This is a genomic window from Terriglobus albidus, from assembly GCF_008000815.1.
In the GTDB taxonomy this organism is placed as follows: domain Bacteria; phylum Acidobacteriota; class Terriglobia; order Terriglobales; family Acidobacteriaceae; genus Terriglobus; species Terriglobus albidus_A.
The window spans coordinates 280,156-301,152 of the sequence record NZ_CP042806.1 but is presented as its reverse complement, the minus strand read 5'-3'; the positions used below and the strand labels follow the sequence as shown (position 1 = coordinate 301,152).

14 protein-coding genes are annotated in these 20,997 nt (G+C 60.0%); 6 read left to right on the top strand and 8 right to left on the bottom strand.

The annotated features are described in order from the left end of the window. Positions 1-40: 40 nt before the first annotated feature. Genes FTW19_RS01190 through FTW19_RS01180 form a run of 3 tightly spaced genes read right to left on the bottom strand, consistent with a single transcriptional unit; the run spans position 41 to position 3,402 of the window. Positions 41-1,177 carry a tetratricopeptide repeat protein gene (locus FTW19_RS01190; RefSeq protein ID WP_147645877.1) on the bottom strand — a complete coding sequence of 379 codons (1,137 nt, stop codon included), beginning with the start codon at positions 1,175-1,177 and terminating at the stop codon, positions 41-43. Then, positions 1,174-2,436, bottom strand: coding sequence for a DUF4331 family protein (locus FTW19_RS01185; RefSeq protein WP_147645876.1), 1,263 nt, complete (start codon positions 2,434-2,436; stop codon positions 1,174-1,176). The genes FTW19_RS01190 and FTW19_RS01185 overlap by 4 nt, the downstream gene beginning before the upstream one ends. Then, positions 2,437-3,402, bottom strand: coding sequence for an alpha/beta fold hydrolase (locus tag FTW19_RS01180; RefSeq protein WP_147645875.1), 966 nt, complete (start codon positions 3,400-3,402; stop codon positions 2,437-2,439). Between the two features lie 186 nt (positions 3,403-3,588). Between FTW19_RS01180 and FTW19_RS01175 the strand changes: the two genes are divergently transcribed. The 6 genes from FTW19_RS01175 to FTW19_RS01150 all read left to right on the top strand — a co-directional run bounded on the left by FTW19_RS01175 (position 3,589) and on the right by FTW19_RS01150 (position 14,111). Next, the gene (locus FTW19_RS01175; RefSeq protein WP_147645874.1) at positions 3,589-4,092 is read left to right on the top strand and encodes a rhodanese-like domain-containing protein; all 504 of its coding nucleotides are present in this window, start codon (positions 3,589-3,591) and stop codon (positions 4,090-4,092) included. Between the two features lie 52 nt (positions 4,093-4,144). Continuing rightward, the gene (locus FTW19_RS01170) at positions 4,145-4,657 is read left to right on the top strand and encodes a rhodanese-like domain-containing protein (RefSeq protein WP_187143192.1); all 513 of its coding nucleotides are present in this window, start codon (positions 4,145-4,147) and stop codon (positions 4,655-4,657) included. Further along, on the top strand, positions 4,654-5,193 hold the full coding sequence (locus FTW19_RS01165; protein WP_187143191.1) for an RNA polymerase sigma factor: 540 nt from the start codon (positions 4,654-4,656) through the stop codon (positions 5,191-5,193). Before FTW19_RS01170 ends, FTW19_RS01165 begins: the two co-directional genes overlap by 4 nt. 57 nt (positions 5,194-5,250) lie before the next feature. Then, the gene (locus tag FTW19_RS01160) at positions 5,251-5,661 is read left to right on the top strand and encodes an OsmC family protein (protein WP_147645871.1); all 411 of its coding nucleotides are present in this window, start codon (positions 5,251-5,253) and stop codon (positions 5,659-5,661) included. Positions 5,662-5,797: 136 nt separating this feature from the next. After that, positions 5,798-12,097: a HAMP domain-containing protein gene (locus FTW19_RS01155; protein ID WP_222705516.1), complete on the top strand. Its 6,300-nt coding sequence runs from the start codon at positions 5,798-5,800 to the stop codon at positions 12,095-12,097. A 7-nt stretch (positions 12,098-12,104) separates the two neighbouring features. Further along, entirely contained in the window at positions 12,105-14,111 is a 2,007-nt protein-coding gene (locus FTW19_RS01150) for a hybrid sensor histidine kinase/response regulator (RefSeq protein WP_222705515.1), read from the top strand. A gap of 137 nt (positions 14,112-14,248) precedes the next feature. On the opposite strand, the gene mtgA is transcribed toward FTW19_RS01150, so the two are convergent. The 5 genes from mtgA to FTW19_RS01125 form a co-directional block, all read right to left on the bottom strand. Next, entirely contained in the window at positions 14,249-14,968 is a 720-nt protein-coding gene (mtgA, locus tag FTW19_RS01145) for a monofunctional biosynthetic peptidoglycan transglycosylase (protein WP_246153516.1), read from the bottom strand. A gap of 189 nt (positions 14,969-15,157) precedes the next feature. Continuing rightward, a complete protein-coding gene (locus FTW19_RS01140) occupies positions 15,158-15,619 on the bottom strand; it encodes an ankyrin repeat domain-containing protein (RefSeq protein ID WP_187143190.1) in 462 nt (153 codons plus the stop codon). A 52-nt stretch (positions 15,620-15,671) separates the two neighbouring features. After that, complete coding sequence (locus FTW19_RS01135) at positions 15,672-16,961, bottom strand: DUF2252 domain-containing protein (RefSeq protein WP_147645868.1); 1,290 nt, start codon at positions 16,959-16,961, stop codon at positions 15,672-15,674. A gap of 351 nt (positions 16,962-17,312) precedes the next feature. After that, positions 17,313-18,977: a hydantoinase B/oxoprolinase family protein gene (locus FTW19_RS01130; RefSeq protein WP_246153515.1), complete on the bottom strand. Its 1,665-nt coding sequence runs from the start codon at positions 18,975-18,977 to the stop codon at positions 17,313-17,315. Further along, the gene (locus FTW19_RS01125; RefSeq protein WP_147645867.1) at positions 18,974-20,962 is read right to left on the bottom strand and encodes a hydantoinase/oxoprolinase family protein; all 1,989 of its coding nucleotides are present in this window, start codon (positions 20,960-20,962) and stop codon (positions 18,974-18,976) included. The genes FTW19_RS01130 and FTW19_RS01125 overlap by 4 nt, the downstream gene beginning before the upstream one ends. Positions 20,963-20,997: the final 35 nt, after the last annotated feature.

Below are 20,997 nucleotides of genomic sequence, written 5' to 3'. Positions count from 1 at the left end.
ACGTTTTCTCCGATATACGGAAGCGACGTGAGTGGGCATGTTACTGGGGAAGAGTGCGATCGAGGCTCTGAAGATAGAGCCCAACGGAAGGTCCATGTGTCCGGAGCAGCGAATCCGCTTCGTGTTGCCTGCCGGAGGCCAGAGCGGCCTTGACGGCGAGCGCGACGGAGCGATCTGTCTCGCGATTGCGGAGATTCTGCAACGCAAGCTCCCACGCGCGTTCGGCATCATGGCCCTGGCCGAGATAGAACTCGGCGGCATGATCGGCAAACGCGAGTGGCGCATGCATCAGCAACAGGTCAAAGCGTTGCCGGGCGTGATCGATCTCCTGACGGCCTTGTTCTGGAAGACCGCTTCGCAGATGCAGCGATCCCAGCAAGGCATAGGCTTCCGGTTCATCCGTAGCCTTGATAACGCCGGTTAGCCGATCGATGGCAGATTGTGTCTCGCCGTGAGCCGCTTCGATCTCCGCAAGGTTGATGGTGGCCGCTACGAATTCGGGAAGATAACTGAGAGCCTGTTGATAGAACCCTTCTGCCCGCTTCAGATCTTGACCCTGCTCTGCCCACATTAAGCCGCGCGCAAAACAGATCCAGGCATAGGGGAACGGAAGGGTTGTATGGAGATCGGCCAGAGCTGCGGCATACAGTTGGTCTGCTTCGCGCAAGCGCCCGAGCATCGCGTAGGTCGTGGCAAGCATGGTGCGCGAGGCAAGGCCGGGATGTTGTTTAACCTCGGCTTCGAGGGATGGCCTTACCTTGGCCGCATTGCCGGTCGCGATGAGGATGGAGGCTCGCAACGGTATTGTCTGGCCGCGATCAGCTCCCTCGGCCTCTGCGGCCTCGACATCATGAAGTGCATCGCTGAAGCGATGCAGTGAAGCCCGCGTGCGAGCTCGCTGCAACAGCGCTTGCACGGTAGATGGTTGCTGCTGCTCGGTGAGAGTGGAAGCCCGCTCCAGAGCATCGTAATCCGCCAGATAACGTGCCCTGGTCAGGAGCAGATCTTCGACGCCGGGCGAAGTTCCAACCTGAGCAATCTGTGCGTCAAGGTTCGCGATGGCGATTACCCCCGCCGTTGTTTCCCGTGCGATGTCCGCGCGGCTTTCGCCTATGGCGGATGTTTGCAGGCCGAGGCCGATCGCAATGCCGATAAGAGAGAATCCGAGTCTATTCATGGTTTCGCTAAAAAGGGAAAGGTACTGGTGGAGTGTTGTTGGTCGTCATGCAGCACGCCATCGTCGACGCCATTCATCCGGTCGAGAGTCAGGAGCGAGCGAAAGATATTGTTTGCGTCGTAGTTAGGAGTTCTACCGCCACAGTCATTGGGTAAAGCATCGGAACGATGAAGGGCATTGAACTCGACAGCAAGAAACTGTGTGCATACACCGGATGCGCTGTTGACCCAGATTCGATCGTCCGCAAGCAGGTCCGCAAGCGGCTTATAGCGCTGTGCGGGAGTGGCATGGACATTAGCCAGCCACTGGTTTCCGCACTCTCCATCGAAGCTGTCATACAGGCCGAGCGTTGCTGCAATGTCCCGCGTGAACTGCGGCCATCCTGAGCGCGAGACACGGTTATAGGCTTCCTTCCGGTGGTCGCTTATTGCCTCCGGCGCGAGCGGACCGCCGACGAGAGCGTTCTTGATCAGGGGACGAGCGGTGCGCTCGATCTGTTCGCCGGGCGCGGGCACACCGGTGCGTCTGCTCTCTCCCGCGCGAGGCATCCTGTGCACCGATCCCCAGACGGCCAGCAGCTTGCCTCCGCGCGCGACGGTATTGACGTCGATGGAGACGACCAGCGCGGAGGTCTTCCATCCGGCGAGGAAGTTTGATGCCGGGCCGCCGCTAGTATGGCGCCAGGTATCGAGAATGGTATGTGAGGTTGATATGTCGAAACGGGGGCAACCCGCACCGTCCACGGAGGCCCCGTGTTGCAGAGCGGTCTTTGCAACATCGTATGCGGCCCGTGTTCCCTTTACGTTGTTGAAGAAAGGATCGTCCCGCAGGCCCGCAAAGACCGTGAAACTGTGGGCGTCACTTTCGATGCCGGCCTCCACATTCGGATTGCCCCTGACATGATCGGTTCTGACATGATCTGCTTTGTCTGTCCAGCATTCGACGTTGTTGGCAACGTCGAATGTACAGATGACGATGGCGCTTGCAGAGGTCGTTCCGAAGCGGCTTCCACTGTCGATGTGAAAGACATACTGCAGCCTGTCGGAAAATTTATGGGCCACGATGTCCATCACCAGGTTCAGTCGTTTGCCGTCGGGTGACATCCAGGAATAGAGGTCGCCGATATCCGCCGCTGGGTCCTTGATGACGGTCGGTGTATCCAGATGGTCGGAGGCAGGCGCGGTGGCAACGAAGAAGAGACTCACGATCCCTGCCGCAAGTGAGAGCAGATAAGAGGCTGCATATCTGTAGAGGTTCATTTACAGGCTCCAAACGAACTCGGCTTCTTCGACGATGAGAGAAGGCATCTCTTCAGGAAAGAAGAGCTTCGCTCCCGGCACAAGACGATAACCAAGTGAGTTCCCAACGGTGGCATGAAAGTACTCAGGGCTCTTTTGCGAGAAGATGGTGTCGCCTGTGCCCCACAGGACCCGCGTTGCGATGGACGATGTCTTGAGTTTGGCGCTGATGCCAGCCAGCGGATTGGGAGCGAGCGCGGCTGCGTAGGCGTTGGTCAGCTTCTTGCGTTTCTCGGAGCTGACGAGGGGAGCGAGATAGATGTCGATGGCTTCGTCGCCCGGATGTTGGGGGTTCGCGTAGCACATGCCTCCAAGTCCGATCTCAGAGCGAGCCAGCGGCTTGTCCGCAACCCACGGAGCCAGCCACTCGTCGGCAAACCTTCCCTTGCGGCCAAGCTCAATCACGGGAGCTACGGCCTGAGGCGGGCTGTCGGGCTCGGTATCGCAGTTGGTTAACAAAAGACTTTTGACCCGGTGAGGGTAGCGAACAGAGAAGAGCTGGGCAACGGCGCCGCCGCTGTCGTTGGCGACGATATCGACATCTGCGATGGAGAGCTTATCCAGTAACTCCGCAAGCATCGCGACCTGGGCCCGGGGCGTAACCTCCTGACCTTCGGCAACTTCGGTGTAGCCGAGCCCAAGGAAGTCCGGAGCGATGCAGCGGTGTGTCTTTGCAAGCTGCGGAAGGATACCGCGCCATTGAAAGCTGTTCAGTGGAAAGCCATGCAGAAAGAGGGCGGCAGGTCCCTTTCCAAGGTCGAGATGAGAGATACGGCCTTGCGATGTGGTGAGGAACCGGCGTGCCGCATGAAAGTCAGCGGCGCTGAGCTCGCTTAAGTTTTTGGAGATCTGGCCGAAGAACAAAGGGCATGCGGTTGCATAGGCCGCTGCGGCGCTGCTGAGGCGAAGAAAATCTCTACGGTGCATGATTGACAACTCCCTTGTTGTTGAAGAACCGAACCTTAGTAGGCCATTGCGGTAAAGGGAGGCGCTGTCAGAATCTTTAGCGATTTTGTCGCCGGCGCAAACGTCCGTTGATGCAGAACAAGGAATGATCCCCACTCCTTGTTGCCGTTGTGCGGGCCCTTGCTATTCGTCTGAGGAGAATGAGCGATGAACTCGGGGCCACGACATAAAAAGACGGTGGTGGAGATCCCCTCCGCGATCCTCGAAGGGTGGCGGCAACGGCATCTGCCGGTTCGAGTGATCGATGTTCGGTCTGCGCCTGAATTTGCAGCCGGGCATCTGCCTGGGGCCGTGAACCATCCACTGGAGACGCTGGGGCCGATCCCTGTCGAACCCGGGGAGCGTATCGTTCTGGTTTGCCAGGGCGAAGCGCGTGCCCGGATGGCCGCGCGCCGCCTTGCGGAGTTTGGCATAGATTCCTACGTGCTGCGCGGCGGTACGGCAGGGTGGTATACCGAAGGGCGGCCTCTGCACTATCAGGCGCCGGCCGGCTGGTCGTTCGAGCGGAAGTTTCGTCTTGTCACCGGGATGCTTGTGCTGGTTACTACGCTTGCTGCCGCCTTTATGAGCCCAAAGTGGCTCGTGGCGGTCGCCTGCGTCGGCGTATGTCTTGTCGTTACGGCATTGATGGATCGTCACCCGGCAAAATGAATCCTTTTTCACGGCGTCATCGCTCTTCCTGTATGTATAGGGAGAAATGACGATGGAAGAGATTGCCCCGGCGGCTCTGGATGCGTGGATCACACAAGGGATGCGGTTACGGCTGGTGGATGTTCGTTCTCCATCGGAGTTCGCCTCCGGGCATCTGCCGGGTGCCGTCAACCGCCCGCTGGAAACGTTAGGTTCGGCCTCGTGGGAGTCCGGAGAGCGCATCGTCCTGCTCTGCCAGGCAGGAACCCGTGCCCGCATGGCGCAGCAGGCGCTCCGTAGTGCCGGGGTCGAGGCATGCGTTCTATGCGGTGGTACCGCGGCATGGCGTGCGGAGGGCCGTGCCATCGCACGCGATACGGCTACGTCGTGGTCGCTGGAGCGCCAGGTGCGTCTTGGTGCAGGCATGCTGGTGTTGCTCGGTACGCTGGCATCGGCGTTGCTCGATGCGAAATGGTTGCTGTTGACCGGTGTCGTCGGGGCCGGCCTGACCTTCGCCGGGTTGACGGATATTTGTATGATGGGCAATCTGTTGGCGCACATGCCGTGGAACCGGCGGAACACATGAGCCGGACCGGCAGCCAATTCGACTTTGAGGCGTTGGCCAACCAGCATAAAGATGCCATCTACCGGCAGATGCTGCGCGCCTGCGGCAATCGAGAAGACGCTGAAGACGTGCTGATCGAAGCGCTGTTGCGCGCGTATCAGCATCTGGACTCATTGCGTGCGGCCGAGTCGTTCCGCGGATGGCTGGCCATCATCGCCCGCCGTGTGTGCAGTAACCTGCGCGAGCGCGAACGCCTGCAGCCCCTGCTGCGGCTGACAGAGCTTGAAGAAAAGGGGCACGATCTCGCTTCTCCCACACCTGCCATGGAGGAGCAGATGGATGCCCGCTATCTGCAGACCGTGCTGCGTGACGCAGTAAAGGCTCTGCCACCCAGGCTACGCGAGGTGTACCAGCGCCGCGATATGGACGAGCAGCCGGGGGAGCAGGTCGCGGCCGAACTCAAGATCTCTCTTGCGGCTATGAAGTCACGGCTGCATCGCGCGCGTCTTATGGTGCGTCAGCGGCTCGATGAGGCCCTCTTAGGGCGTGCCATCTGACTGCTGACGCCAGGAATTGGATGACCTGCCCCAGGGGCAACGGAAGGAAGAATCGAGATGAAGGTGACCGTCAATCACATTGGCGACGTGCAGTTTTCCATGCGGACACGGAGCCACACGCTCTACACCGATCAGCCGGCGGAGAATGGCGGGTGGGACGAAGCCATGACGCCTCCGGAGATCTTCCTATCGGCCATTGGCGCCTGCGCCGCCTTCTATGCAGTGGCTTATCTGAAGAAGAAGGGGCTGCCGTACGAGGGGACGGAGGTGGAGATCTCCGCGGAGAAGCTGACCTCCCCGGCTCGGCTGGGGGAGATACGGATCGTCGTCCATACCCCCTCAGAGTTGACTCCGGAGCATCAAGCCGGCGTCGATGACAGCGTGCATCACTGTGTTCTGCACAACACACTCACCCATCCGCCAAAAGTAACAGTGGAAGTGGGTACACCGCTCGTAGTATCTGTATAACTGCCGGTGTGAGGGGACCCCGTTACTAAGCAACCACCCCTGACGCATCGGGCATCTGACCTTTTGCCTGTTTTTCATTTAAATTCTGTCTGGTAGATGAGCAACAAGCGCTCAACCACCTGAGTGAGGGTGATGCGTGAAACGAGTTGTCAGCAAGTCAGCTAAGACTGATCTTGCAGCTTCTGTACTTACTGCTGAACTCCCTGCCGCGGACCGATCCCAGTTTGACATTGCGATCGTTCTGGACGCCTTGCGCCGCATGCGCGATGGCGACTTCTCGGTGCGCCTCCCCAATCACTGGACGGGAATTGAAGGTAAGGTCGCGGATTCCTTCAACGACATCGTCTCAGCCAACCAGCAGATGGCCGGCGAGCTGAAACGCGTCGGACAGGTCGTTGGCAAAGAGGGACGAACCCGCGAACGGTCGCGCTTTCAGGAGCGTCGGGGTTCCTGGGGAGAGATGGAGGCCAGCGTTAATACGCTGGTCGAAGACCTGCTCCGTCCCACGGTCGAGGTAACCCGAGCGATCGGCGCCGTAGCCCAGGGCAACCTGACGCAAACCGTCCGGCTTGACGTCGATGGCCGCCCCCTCGAGGGCGAGTTCCTGCGCTCGGCCAACATCGTCAACACGATGATTCAGCAGCTCAGCGTCTTTACCTCCGAGGTGACGCGTGTCGCCCGTGAGGTCGGTACAGACGGAAAGCTGGGCGGTCAGGCGGCGGTGCCTGGTGTGGCCGGAACCTGGAAAGACCTTACCGATTCCGTAAACTCCATGGCCAGTAACCTTACCGGCCAGGTGCGTAACATCGCCGAGGTGGCAACGGCAGTAGCCAGCGGCGACCTCTCCCGCAAGATCACGGTCGACGTGCGCGGCGAGATTCTGCAGCTGAAAGAGGCTATTAATACGATGGTCGACCAGTTGCGCTCCTTCGCCTCTGAAGTGACGCGCGTCGCCCGCGAGGTCGGTACCGACGGTAAGCTGGGCGGCCAGGCGGTGGTGCCTGGGGTGGCCGGAACCTGGAAGGACCTTACCGACTCAGTCAACGCCATGGCGGGCAACCTGACGGCCCAGGTCCGTAATATCGCCGAGGTAACAACGGCCGTCGCCCGCGGCGACCTCTCCCGCAAGATCACGGTCGACGTGAAGGGCGAAATTCTCGAGCTCAAAGACACCATCAACACCATGGTGGACCAGCTCAACGCCTTCGCCGGCGAAGTAACGCGCGTCGCCCGCGAAGTCGGTACCGAAGGCAAGCTCGGCGGCCAGGCGCAGGTGCCCGGTGTCGGCGGAACCTGGAAGGACCTTACCGACAACGTCAACTTCATGGCCTCGAATCTCACGGGCCAGGTGCGTAACATCGCCGAGGTCGCTACGGCTATCGCCAACGGTGACCTCTCCCGCAAGATCACAGTGGACGTGCGCGGCGAGATCCTGCAGCTGAAAGAGACCCTCAACACGATGGTCGACCAGCTCAACCGGTTCGCCGGCGAAGTGACGCGTGTTGCCCGCGAAGTCGGTACCGACGGTAAGCTGGGCGGCCAGGCCGAGGTTCCTGGTGTGGCCGGAACCTGGAAGGACCTTACCGACTCGGTTAACTCCATGGCTGGTAACCTGACGGCCCAGGTCCGTAACATCGCTGAGGTCACAACGGCTGTGGCCGGCGGCGATCTCTCGCGCAAGATCACGGTAGACGTGAAGGGCGAAATTCTCGAGCTGAAGAACACCATCAACACGATGGTGGACCAGCTCAACGCTTTCGCCGGCGAAGTAACACGTGTTGCCCGCGAAGTCGGTACCGAAGGCAAGCTTGGCGGACAGGCTGCTGTGCCTGGTGTTGCCGGAACCTGGAAGGATCTTACCGACAACGTTAACTTCATGGCCTCGAATCTGACTGGCCAGGTCCGTAACATCGCCGAAGTTGCTACCGCAGTAGCCCGTGGCGATCTCTCGCGCAAGATCACCGTGGACGTACGCGGCGAGATCCTGCAGCTCAAAGAGACGCTGAACACGATGGTGGATCAGCTCCGCTCCTTTGCTTCCGAGGTGACGCGCGTCGCCCGCGAAGTGGGTACGGACGGCAAGCTGGGCGGACAGGCAGAGGTGCCCGGTGTCGCCGGAACGTGGAAGGATCTTACCGACTCGGTAAACTCCATGGCCTCGAACCTGACTGGCCAGGTGCGTAACATCGCTGAAGTTTCTACGGCCATCGCGAACGGCGACTTGTCGAAGAAGATCACCGTAGACGTACGCGGCGAAATCCTGCTGCTGAAAGAAACCATCAACACGATGGTGGATCAGCTCAACGCGTTCGCCGGTGAAGTAACGCGTGTGGCCCGCGAAGTAGGTACCGAAGGCCGTCTTGGCGGCCAGGCCAATGTGCCAGGTGTTGCCGGAACGTGGAAGGATCTCACGGATTCAGTAAACTCCATGGCCGGCAACCTTACCGGTCAGGTCCGTAACATCGCCGAAGTGACAACGGCTGTCGCCCGTGGCGACCTCTCACGCAAGATCACGGTAGACGTGAAGGGCGAAATTCTCGAGCTGAAGAACACCATTAATACGATGGTGGATCAGCTCAACGCCTTCGCTGCCGAAGTTACCCGTGTTGCCCGCGAAGTGGGTACGGACGGTAAGCTGGGCGGCCAGGCTGAAGTGCCGGGCGTCGCCGGAACGTGGAAAGATCTTACCGACAACGTCAACTTCATGGCCTCGAACCTGACGGGCCAGGTACGTAACATCGCCGAAGTCGCAACGGCCATCGCGACGGGCGATCTCTCGAAGAAGATCACCGTAGACGTACGCGGCGAGATCCTGCAGCTGAAAGAGACCCTGAACACCATGGTCGAGCAGCTCCGCTCGTTCGCCGCCGAAGTTACGCGTGTTGCGCGTGAGGTCGGTACCGAAGGCCGTCTCGGCGGTCAGGCGAATGTGCCCGGTGTTGCCGGTACCTGGAAGGATCTTACGGACTCAGTCAACGCCATGGCCGGTAACCTCACTGGCCAGGTGCGTAACATCGCCGAAGTGACGACGGCCGTAGCCCGTGGCGACCTTTCGCGCAAGATCACAGTAGACGTGAAGGGCGAAATTCTCGAGCTGAAGAACACCATCAACACGATGGTGGACCAGCTCAACGCCTTCGCCGGCGAAGTAACGCGTGTCGCCCGTGAAGTGGGTACCGACGGTAAGCTGGGTGGTCAGGCTGAGGTGCAGGGCGTCGCCGGTACGTGGAAGGATCTTACCGACAACGTCAACGTCATGGCGTACAACCTCACCGAACAGGTGCGCGGCATTGTGAAGGTGGTAACGGCCGTCGCCAACGGTGACCTGACGCAGAAGCTGACCGTAAACGCGAAGGGCGAAGTAGCCGCGTTGGCCGAGACCATCAACAACATGACCGGTACATTGGCCATCTTTGCCGATCAGGTGACCACAGTCGCGCGCGAAGTCGGTGTAGAAGGTCGTCTCGGCGGCCAGGCAAACGTGCCTGGAGCTGCCGGTACATGGAAAGATCTCACCGGTAACGTCAACCTGCTGGCTGACAACCTCACCAACCAGGTACGCGCTATCGCCGAGGTTGCGACCGCCGTGACCAAGGGTGACCTTACCCGGTCGATTCAGGTGGAGGCGCGTGGCGAGGTGGCCGAGCTGAAGGACAACATCAATACGATGATTGATAACCTTCGTCTCACCACCGACCGTAACAACGAGCAGGACTGGCTGAAGACGAACCTTGCCCGCTTTACCGGCATGTTGCAGGGCCAGCGTGATCTGGCGACCGTGGGCCGCTTGCTGCTCTCTGAGCTGGTTCCGCTGGTGGCGGCGCAGCAGGGACTCATCTATCAGATGGATGAGGAAGATGCGCGGACGATGGTGCTGCTCTCCGCCTACTCCGGCACGCCGGAAGCCCATCAGGAACGCATCCTTCTTGGTGAGGGACTCATTGGTCAGTGTGCGCTCGAGAAGCGCCGTCTGCTGATCCACGATCTGCCGCCGGGAACGCTGCCGATTCGTTCCGGCCTGTTTGAAGCTGTGCCGCGCAATGTCATCGTTCTCCCGGTGCTCTTTGAAGGCCGCGTGAAGGCCGTCATCGAGCTCGGTACGCTGCACTACTTCACCGCCTCACACATGGCCTTCCTCGAACAGCTCACAGCGAGCATCGGTATCGTGCTGAACAGTATCGAGGCGACCATGCAGACAGAGGGTCTGTTGAAACAGTCGCAGCAGCTTGCAACCGAGCTGCAGACGCAGCAGACCGAGCTGCAGACCACGAACGAGCAGCTCGCGCAGAAGGCACAGCAGCTCGCCGAACAGAATGCGGAAGTGGAACGCAAGAACCAGGAGATCGAGCAGGCTCGCCGCGCTTTGGAAGACAAGGCCAAGGAGCTGGCGCTGACCTCGAAGTACAAGTCAGAGTTCCTGGCGAACATGTCGCACGAGCTGCGTACACCGCTGAACAGCATTCTCGTCCTGGGCCAGCAATTGACCGACAACCCGGACGGCAATCTCACACCCAAGCAGGTAGAGTTCGCACGCACCATTCACGGCGCCGGAACGGATCTGCTGAATCTGATCAGCGACATCCTCGATCTCTCGAAGATCGAATCCGGAACCGTCTCCGTCGAGGCGGAAGAGCTCTTCTTTGGCACCTTGCTCGAAGCCCTCGCTCGGCCCTTCCGTCACGAGGCGGAGAACCGGCGACTCAGCTTCGATATCGATGCTGACTCCCATTTGCCGCGCAGCCTGGTCACCGACTCAAAACGCCTGCAGCAGGTGTTGAAGAACCTGCTCTCCAATGCGTTCAAGTTCACGGAGAAGGGAAGCGTGAAGCTCAAGGTCTTCCCGGTTACCTCCGGATGGAGCGACGGACATCCCATTCTCAACGGCGCCGGCAACGTCATTGCCTTTGAGGTGACCGACACCGGTATCGGTATTCCGCAGGAGAAGCAGCGTATTATCTTCGAGGCCTTCCAACAGGCGGATGCCGGCACCAGCCGTAAGTACGGCGGCACCGGACTCGGCCTGGCCATCAGCCGTGAGCTCGCAAGCCTGCTCGGCGGCGAAATTCAGCTTCGCAGCGTTCCCCGCGAGGGCAGCACCTTCACCCTCTATATCCCGCAGACTTATGTCGGTCCGACGGCCGCCGTTATGTCGTATCCTGAGCGCGCTCAAGCCCACTACGCCGTCAATCTGAGTCTTCCTGTTGCGACAGCGGAACAGATTGTCGATCGCGTGGAAGACGACCGCGCAACTGTCGAGCCCGGCGATCCCACGCTGCTTATCGTGGAGGACGATCCCCACTTTGCGCGTATCCTTTGCGATATGGCACGCGACAAGGGCTTCAAGGTGCTGGTCGCGATGCGCGGAGCGGAGGCCCTGGCCTTCGCCCGTGAGTTCCGGCCTACCGCCGTCTCTCTCGACGTCTTCCTGCCCGACATGCTGGGCTGGGCCGTCCTGAATCATCTGAAGCAGGATCCTCTTACACGCCACATTCCGGTCCAGATGCTTACCCAGGACGAGGACTGGCACCATGGCTTGTCACGTGGCGCATTCTCCTATGTCACCAAGCCCACGACCGCCGAAGGTCTGGCGCAGGCCATCACGCGCATCAAGGAATTTTCGACGCCCCGCAGGAAGAAGCTGCTGATCGTCGAAGACAACCCGGCCGAGCAGACCAGCATCTGTGCACTGCTGGGCTACGACGATATCGATGTGGAGATTACCGACAGCGGAGCCTCTGCCCTGGCCGCTCTCGAACGGGACAACTTCGACTGCGTTGTCCTTGACCTTCGCCTTCCGGATATGACCGGTTTCGAGGTCCTCGAGAAGATCCATGAGGTCGAGAAACTGCACGAGCTTCCGGTCGTGGTCTTCACCGGAAAGGATCTTTCTCCGGAAGAGGATGCCCGCCTGCATACGCTCGCCCGCAGCGTTGTTGTGAAAGACGTCGAGTCTCCCGAGCGCCTGCTGGACGAGACCGCACTCTTCCTGCATCGTGTCGTCAGCGACCTGCCGGTGGAGAAGCAGCGGATGCTCGACCGCCTGCATCAGTCGGATGAGGCGCTGGTCGGGACCAAGGTTCTGGTGGTGGACGACGACGTCCGGAATATCTTCGCGCTCAGCAGCGTGCTGGAGCGGCGCGGTATGGTGGTGCTCACCGCCGGAACAGGACGCGAGGCCATCGAAACACTTGCAAAAACACCTGACATATCCATCGTGCTGATGGATATCATGATGCCGGAGATGGATGGTTATGAGACCATGCAGGTCATCCGGCAGAATCCTGAGTTCCACCGGCTGCCAATCATCGCTCTGACCGCCAAGGCAATGAAGGGAGATCGCGAGAAGTGCCTCGAGGCCGGAGCCTCTGATTACATGGCAAAGCCGGTCAATACTGACCAGCTGCTTTCCGGACTAAGAACGTGGCTTCATCGCTGATATGAACGTGGCAGCTCAAATCGACGCTCCAAAAACTATCCCGGACGTACCGCTTCCGGCAGAGGGCCAAGTGCAGGTTCAGCCGCAGACAGGAAAGCCGCCGGTCACCATTCTGATGGTGGATGACCAGCCCGGAAAGCTGCTCAGCTATGAGGTCGTCCTGCGCGATCTGGGAGAGAATCTGGTCAAAGCAACGTCTGCGCGCGAGGCCCTGGACTGCCTGCTGAAGCTCGACGTGGCCGTGGTGCTTCTGGACGTCAGCATGCCCGAGATGGACGGCTTCGAACTGGCCGATATGATGCGCCAGCATCCGCGGTTCCAGATGACGCCCATCATCTTCGTCTCCGCCGTACACCTCACCGATGTCGATCGCATCCGCGCCTACCAGAGCGGCGCCGTGGACTACATCTCGGTGCCGGTGGTTCCCGATGTTCTGCGGGCAAAGGTCAGCGTCTTCGCCGAACTGCACCGCACCACGCGCCAGCTGCAGCAGTTGAACCGCGAGCTGGAGGCGCGCGTTGCCGAACGCAGCCAGGCGTTACGGGTTCTCAATGCGCAGCTTCAGGAACGTGTCGCCGAGCTGGAATCCATCATGAAGGTTCTGCCGGTCGGTGTTGCCGTAGCCCAAAGCCCTGAGGGCAACGAGATCACTACCAATGCGGCCTTGCGTGAGATTCTCAACCTGGGTAGTACCGACAAGCCGATCGATCAGTCCTTTGCAGCCGCGGGCTACATCGCCTACCAGCACGGCAGGCGACTGGATGCGGAGGAGATGCCGGTGCAAACATCGCTGCGCACCATGCAGCCCACCGGCCTTACGGAACTGGAGCTGCGCCGCAATGGTGGTCTCGCGAAATCACTTCTGGCGAGCGCCTCTCCTGTCTTCGATGAAGCCGGGCAGGTTCGTGGCGCCGTGGGCGCATTCTTCGACATCACCGAACAGAAGCGCATGGAAGAGATACTCCGGGAACGAGCGGAGCTGCTGGAGCTGGCCACCGAGGCCATTATGGTGCGCGACTGGTCGGGTCGCATCCATTTCTGGAACTCAGGTGCTGAGGCTCTCTACGGCTGGAGCCGTGAAGAAGCCATTGGGCAGAACGCCCATGTCCTTCTTGCCACCAGATGGCCCGTGAGTCTTGATCACATGCGAGAAACGCTCAGGGCAGATAGTCGCTGGGATGGCGATCTGGTGCACCGCTGTAAGGATGGGCGTGAGGTCGTTGTCGCCTGTCGTCAGGCGCTGACAGTAAGCGGTGGGATGGTGCTCGAGATCAATCGCGATATCACCGCGCAACTTCGGGCGGAAGAGGCGTTGCGTCGTAACGACCGCCTGGCCGCCATGGGCAAACTTGCCGGCATTGTCGCTCATGAGATCAATAACCCCCTCGCGGCCATTACCAATGCCTTCTTCCTGCTACAGAACCATCCTTCGCTTGATACCGAAGCCCGCTACTACGCACAGCTGGCCGAGCAGGAACTGGCGCGTGTCTCGCACATCACGAAACAGACGCTCAGCTTCTATCGCGAGTCACAGATCGCAGTACCGTTACATCTCAGCGATCTGCTGAAAGATGTTCTCGAATTGCAGCACGCCAACCTGGTCTCGAATAATATCCGGCTGGAGACGCAATACAAGGTCACGGGCGAGGTGCACGGATTCCCGGGTGAGCTCAAACAGGTCTTCATGAATCTGGTTGCCAACGCGATCCAGGCCATGCCCCAGGGAGGGCGTCTCCGCATCCGGGTGAGGAATGCCATCCGGCGCGGAGAATACCTGCCGGGAATCGTGGTCAGTATTACGGACAGCGGTTGTGGCATACGGCCGGAAGATGCACGGCGTCTCTTCGAACCCTTCTACACCACCAAGTCAACCAAGGGCACCGGTCTGGGCCTGTGGATCAGTCGCGGCATCGTCGAAAAACATGATGGCACGCTTACCTTCCGAAGCCACTTCGGCGCCCAGGGAACGGCAACCTGTTTTCAGATCTTCCTCTCCACGCACAAGACGGCCTGATGTTTGCGATCAGAGAGCAGAGCTAGAGAGCATTTCTCCTGTTGCCGGGTATCCCGCAAGGGGCGTTCAGCGGCGTTTTCATTGCGAAAACGCTCATGGATGCGGAAACCCTACACTACATCTACAGGAGAAATGCTCTACCAGCCCATCTGCGCCATTCGCTTCAGGATGATTCCGCTGTAGCTGTTCATGCGTTCGGGCCTCCGCTTCAATGGAGCAGGAAGAATCGCAGCCAGCCGCGCCGCCTGCGCCCGGCTAATGCCGCGCGCTGAGGTTCGATAGTCGGTGCGGCAGGCAGCGTCTGCGCCGTAGAATCCCGGGCCCCATTCCACCACGTTGAGATAGAGCTCCAGAATGCGCTGCTTCCCAAGCGCCAGCTCCGCCACCGGCACCAGCGTTGCCTCAGCTACCTTGCGGATGACAGAGCGGCCCGTTCCGAAGAAGAGGTTCTTCACCAGTTGTTGCGTAATCGTGGAGGCTCCGCGCGTGCGCTCGCCCTCCATGTCCTCTCTGGCTGCTTTCTGGATCTCGCTCCAATCAAAGCCATGATGCTGGTAAAAGCGTGCATCCTCCGCAGCCACCACGGCATGCTGCAGGTCGGGCGAGATCTGGTTAAGTGGAATGAACCTATAGCGCTTGTTATAGGCGCCGCTTTGCGTCCACGACTGGATACGGCGCTGCATATGGACCGCCGTGGTGGGTGGGTCGATCCATCTCAGAGCTACGAGCGATAACGCCGCAAGCAACCAGAGAGCTGCGATGCCGAGACCAAGCCATCGAACAAGGCGCAGGATGGAGGATCTGCGAATCCGGAGCCTGGTTTGTATATCTGACGTGGGAGCCACTGTCAGCATCATAGCGTCCGCCATTCGTGTCCGGAATCTGAGCTTCCTAGCAGAATGTTGTCATCCTGAACCGTTCGGGGTCCCCAGCGAACTTGTTCGCTGGGGTGATTCGTGAAGGAACCCGCTTTTCAAAGCTTCGAATGACGAATGCACTTCATCCTTTAGCGCGAGAACATCAGATGCAACACACTAAAAGACCATTCACTCACCTGCGTGTTCGGCCGCCCGAAACAATCGTGTTATCTGCGGATCTCCCGTCTGTTCAGCCAACTGCGAGAACGGCGTTCCATCTGAATTGTTGGCCCGACGAAGCGCCGGGAATCGTCTGAGAAGGCGTGCGACCCATATCGCATCACCTCTCTCGATGGCGAAGGCGAGATCGTCCAGCTCGACGGCGAGGAAGCCGCCCATCTCGCGAAGATATTCGATGGCCCAGCCTGCCGGTGTGGCGCCGAACTCGCCGTCGCGGGTGTTGATCTCTGCTCCCTGCTGGATTAGAAACTCCGCAATCGCGCGATGGCCGCCAAATGCGGCGTGGTGCAGAACGGTGGCTCCGCGTTCGTCTCGCTGGTGCACAAGCCCCGGGTGCTGGGTGACGATCTTTCTAACCTCGCCGTCATCTCCGCGCTTGGCTGCTTCCAGTAGATCGTCAAAAATCCCCATATGTTTCTCCGCATCTCGCGATGGCGACAGCATGGTACTGCTATGAGGCGAGCTACGCCAAACCTGCCCTGAACTTCTCCCAGTCGTCCCTGCTCTGCGTGGCGTAGGCATGTGCAAACTCCAGCATGGCTTCGCGGAAGCGCCTGCCTTTGCCGATGTATCCCTGAATCAGCCCGGGATCGCCCGAACGAGCGTGTCCGCGAGCGAGTAGCTCTCCGCAGACCTCGGCGTACTGCTGCAAGCCGGCTTCATCCAGATGCGTGACATCGAGCGTGGCCTTGTGATCGTTGAGTTGGCGGACAAGATAATCGCGGCCTTCGAAGCGCGTATACCCAAGCATCGGGTCACTCTGCAGTTGCATGGCGCGGTGTCCGTTGACAACGCGTTGCCCATGGTTGGGCGTCTTGATAACGTTGGCGCTCAGGTAAGGGGAGTAGACGGAACTGGTTTCTTCCTTGATCTGCAGAAAGAGCGGGTCGTCGGCTCCGTTGCCTTCCATGTAGACCACGTAGTCGCGCATGCCAACGGAGCCGGTGCCAACGACCTTGAAGGCAACGTCGAGCGGTTTGTAGCGGGCAAGGAAGTGCTGGCGCTCCGGCTGCAGCGATTCGCGATACCGGCGTAGCGAGGCGAGCACAACGCGTTTCCGCTCTCCTTTGACGCGATGCAATACCGGCGGCAGGTTGCGAAAGACGCGGCCGCGCGCTGTTTCTTCGGTCAGGTGCTCGCGGGTGTGCAGGGGTGTGGAGCGCTCGGCCTTGCGCAGAATCTCAGAGATGGACGATACCGCATGTAGCCGATGCACCTGGAAACGTGCAGCCTCCAGCACCGGCAGACGGGCAAGCTGTTCCATCAGGCTGCAATAGCTGGCCAGAAAGATGTCGGCGGCGCCATGGCATCCGGTCTTGTGGACTCCGGCATCGTCTCCCGCGAGCAGAATGCTGGTGGTCATGCGCTTGATATCCCATTCGAAGGGCCCGCGGATGGTCTCGTCGAAGTCGTTGATATCGAAGATAAGTCGTCCATCGTCGCCCTCATACGCGCCGAGATTCTGCACGTGAGCGTCGCCACAGAGCTGGCAGATGATGGGGGTGTGCGGCGCAAGCGAGAGATCGAAGGCCATGATCGGTGCGGCTCCGCGGAAGAAGGCAAAGGCGGAGGCAGCCATGCGTTCGTTCTTGAGCGGGATCAAGGCAGCGACGCGTCCGCGCGTCGCTTTCGCCAGCAGTTTGCGAGGATCGGCGGTGCGCTGTGCGGCGTCCCAATGACCGAGTTCAGTACGCGCGACGGACTTACGATGTTGTGCTCCGCGTTGGACAGCGCGGGTTGCGTCTTTCTTCATAGTGTTCGCTAGTCTAGTGCGTTTTCCCTGTTGCCGGGTATCCGGAAAGGGACGTGCAGCGGCATTTTCTTTGCGCAAAACGCCCATAGATGCGGATGCCCTACACTACACCCACAGGGAAAATGCTCTAGCGAAGTGTTGGCTTGGGATGTTCAGTTTGTTGTTGTTTCTTCACTACGCCATGCTGAAACTGGTGGGAGCAGCGGGCTTCAGCCCGCTGATAAAGGATAAAAAGTAAATGGGCTTTAGCCCTGGGCCTCTTATCCCATTCAGGGAAAGGCCCAGGGCTAAAGCCCATTCCTTTTGTCGGATCGATAGACCGTGGGCTGAAGCCCACGGCTCCCACCCAATTCACTCGGGCGAATACTCTCGCGCGATATGTTCGATACGCGGGGTTTCCACTATCGCTTCCCCCCAGCCGCCTCCGCCGGGTGTCTCCACACGGATGCGGTCGCCGGCCCTCGCCTGAATGCTGCACTTGGCCGGCAGCTCCTCTTCTGTCTCTCCGCTCCGCAGATAAGAGATTCCTCGCTCTCCATCCGCGCCTCCCTGCAGACCGTACGGTGCGAATTTGCGCCGCTCGGTCAGCAGCGTAATGGTGCTGGGCGAAAGCAGTTCGATCTCGCGCACGATGCCGTCGCCGCCGCGATACTGTCCTTCACCGCCGGAGTTGTCGCGATAGCCGTACTGGATGACGCGGAAGGGGTAGGCATATTCCAGCGCTTCGACCGGCGTATTCAGCGAGTTGGTCATGTGGGTATGAATGCCGGAGATGCCATCTGCCGTGGGTCGTGCACCCATGCCTCCGGCGATAGTCTCGTAGTAAGCGAAGGGCTTGCCTGTTCGATGATCCACGCCACCGATGGTGAGGTTGTTCATCGTTCCGGAACTGGCGGCGGGAATGCGGTCGGGCATTGCCTTTGCGAGTGCGCGCAGCAGCACATCCACAATGCGCTGCGAGGTCTCGACGTTGCCGCCGGCTACAGGTGCGGGAAGCACTGCATCGACAATGCTGCCTCGCTCTGTCTCGACGATGACCGGGCGCATCAGGCCTGCGGTTGCAGGAGCATCTTCCGGCAGCAGGCAGCGCAGCACGTAATACACGGCCGAATAGGTGATGGCGTAGACGGCGTTGATGCTGCTCTTCACCTGCGGATGGCAGTCTTTGAAGCTGACCTTCGCAGCCTGTGCTTCGCTGTCCAGCGTGATGGTGACGCGGATAGGCAGCGGGGTCTCATCGAAGCCATCGCTGTCCATGAAGTCTTCGGCGGTATAGCTGCCGCTCGCGCACTGCGCGAACTGCGCTCGCATCAGGCGCTCGGAATAATCGAGCAACGCGACGGTGAGACGCCGAAGACGTTCAGCGCCGTGTTTCGCGATCAGCTCCTGCAGACGCAGTTCACCAACGCGGCAGGCACCAATCTGCGAGAGCAGATCGCCTTCGCGTTCTTCGGGAGTACGTACGTTATGCAGCACAAGCTGCAGGATTGCGCCGTTGATCTCGCCGCCTTCCACAATGCGCACTGGAGGGATGCGCAAACCTTCCTGATAGATCTCGCGGCAAAGGCCCATGGAGCCGGGATACAGCCCGCCTACATCGGCATGGTGTGCTCGCACGGCGACATACATCACCGGTGACTCCGCATCGGCTGCGGCGAAGACGCCCAGCACCATCGTGATATCCGGCAGGTGGGTTCCGCCCGCATATGGATCGTTCAGCATGGCGATATCGCCGGGACGAAGCGTCATGCTCTCCATCACTGCTTTGACAGACATAGGCATCGATCCCAGATGGACGGGCATATGGTCGCCCATGGCGATGACCTGGCCCATGCTATCGAAGACCGCGCAGGAGTAGTCACGGCGCTCTTTGATATTCGGCGAGAAGGAGGTGCGGCGCAGCGCGGCGCCCATCTCCTCAGCGATAGAGTGTGTCGCGCTTTTGAAGACTGCAAGCTCAATCGGATCGATAGCCGTCGCCATTCCCTGGGGCTCTGATAGTTGCACCGTGCTCATGCGACGTACACCTCGATGACTAAGTTGCCAAAAGCATCGACCTCGGCGATGCAGTCAGGTAGAACCACGGTGGTGGAGCTATACTCCGCAATCAGGGCAGGGCCAGCGAATCGATCGCCCGATCTGAGCTGTTCACGTTGGTAGACCTTGCTTTCTCTCCAAGCTCCATCAAAGTAGATCGGACGTGTCTTTCGTACCGCCTGGGATCCATCGCCTGCAATCAGCTCTGACTTCGGAAGCTCCACCGGAGCGGTGGGGACCGTGACACGGACGCGCACATTCACCACTTCCACTGGAGTTTCCGCGCTGGCATATCCATAGCGTTTGCGATGGAGAGAATGGAACTCGCCCATGTAGTTCGCTCCGTAGGGGACATTCAGCTCATATCCCTGACCGACGTAGCGCAGATCTATAGACCGCTCGACAGAGTGTTCGGCCTCGCCGGATAGCCCTTGTCGTTGCAGCTCTTCGATAGCTCGCGTTTCGAGTTCCTGTAGCTGGGCTGCAAGTGTTTCCGCATCGGATGCAGGCAGCATGACGGTCCGGCTGTAGTCGCGGACGGTATCGGCAAGAAGAATTCCCAGCGCAGACAGTGCCCCCGGAAGCCGAGGCACCAGGACGCGCGGAATCTGCAGCGAACGCGCCATCGAACAGGCATGCAGCGGACCGGCGCCGCCAAAGCTCACCAGCGTGAACTCGCGCGGATCGTAGCCGCGTTCAATCGAGATGACACGGATCGCCTTTTCCATTGCTGTTTCGGCCAGCAATACGATGCCTGCGGCAAACTGCTCGACACTGCCAAGGGAACCGCGCGCCTCCTCCATCAACTGCAACGTGCGCGTGTCGTCCAGCCGGACCTTGCCGCCGAGAAAGAGATCGGGATCAAGCCGTCCCAGCGTGACGTTGGCATCGGTAACGGTCGGCAATGTTCCGCGTCCGTAGCAGATCGGGCCTGGAACGGAGCCCGCGGACTCCGGCCCGACATGCAAGGCTCCGCCCGCATCGAAGCGTGCGATAGAGCCACCGCCTGCGCCCACGGTATGGATGTCGAGCATAGGCACGCTCACCGGCATCTCTGAGACGACAGCATCGCTGGTGGTGCGCGGCCCGCCTTCCGCGGCATCAATCAGCGAGACGTCCGTGGATGTTCCACCCATGTCAAAGCCAATGATCTTATCGAACCCTGCCAGCCGCGCCAGCCGGTAGGCTCCCATCACGCCGCCTGCCGGGCCGGAGAGCACTGTACGCACCGGCTCCTCGGCAGCGATCGATGCGGCGATGATGCCGCCCGAAGACTGCATCACCTGAACACTGCCGCCGGTATATGCAGCTTCGATCTCCGTTCCCAGACGGTGAAGATAGGTGCTTACCTTTGGCGCCAGATAGGCGTTGGTGACGACTGTGCTGCCGCGCTCATATTCGCGGAACTCGGGCAGAATCCGATGAGAGATCGAGATTGGCAGCCCCAGTGGCTGCAGTGCCTCGGCGACCAATTTCTCGTTTGCAGGGTTGGCAAAAGAGAAGAGCAGGGAGACGGCGATGGCTTCCGCTCCGCTGTCTTGAATTGCTGCTGCCAGTTGCCGCAGCGATTCTTCCGATGGAGTGCGCAGAACAAGGCCCTCAGCGGTAACGCGCTCGTCCACGCCAAAGCGAAGCTCTTTCGGAACGACAGGAGGTAGCGGCGACCGAAACCAGTCGTAGAGGCTGGTGCGCGCCTGGCGGCCGATTGCGATGGTGTCTTCAAAACCAGCGGTGGTAACGAACGCGACCCGCGCGCCTTTACGCTCCAGCATGGCATTGGTTCCGACGGTGGTGCCGTGACGCACCTCCGGAACCGCAGAGCTTTCTGCTACCTGCTTCACCGCATCCAGCACCGCACGGCCGGGATCGGCCGGAGTCGAAAACAACTTCAGGACCCGAACTTCGCCGTCTACCAGATACACGCAGTCGGTAAAGGTGCCGCCACTATCGATCGCTACTCGCAAAGGTACTGCTCCATTTGGAAGGAATCATATGCCCG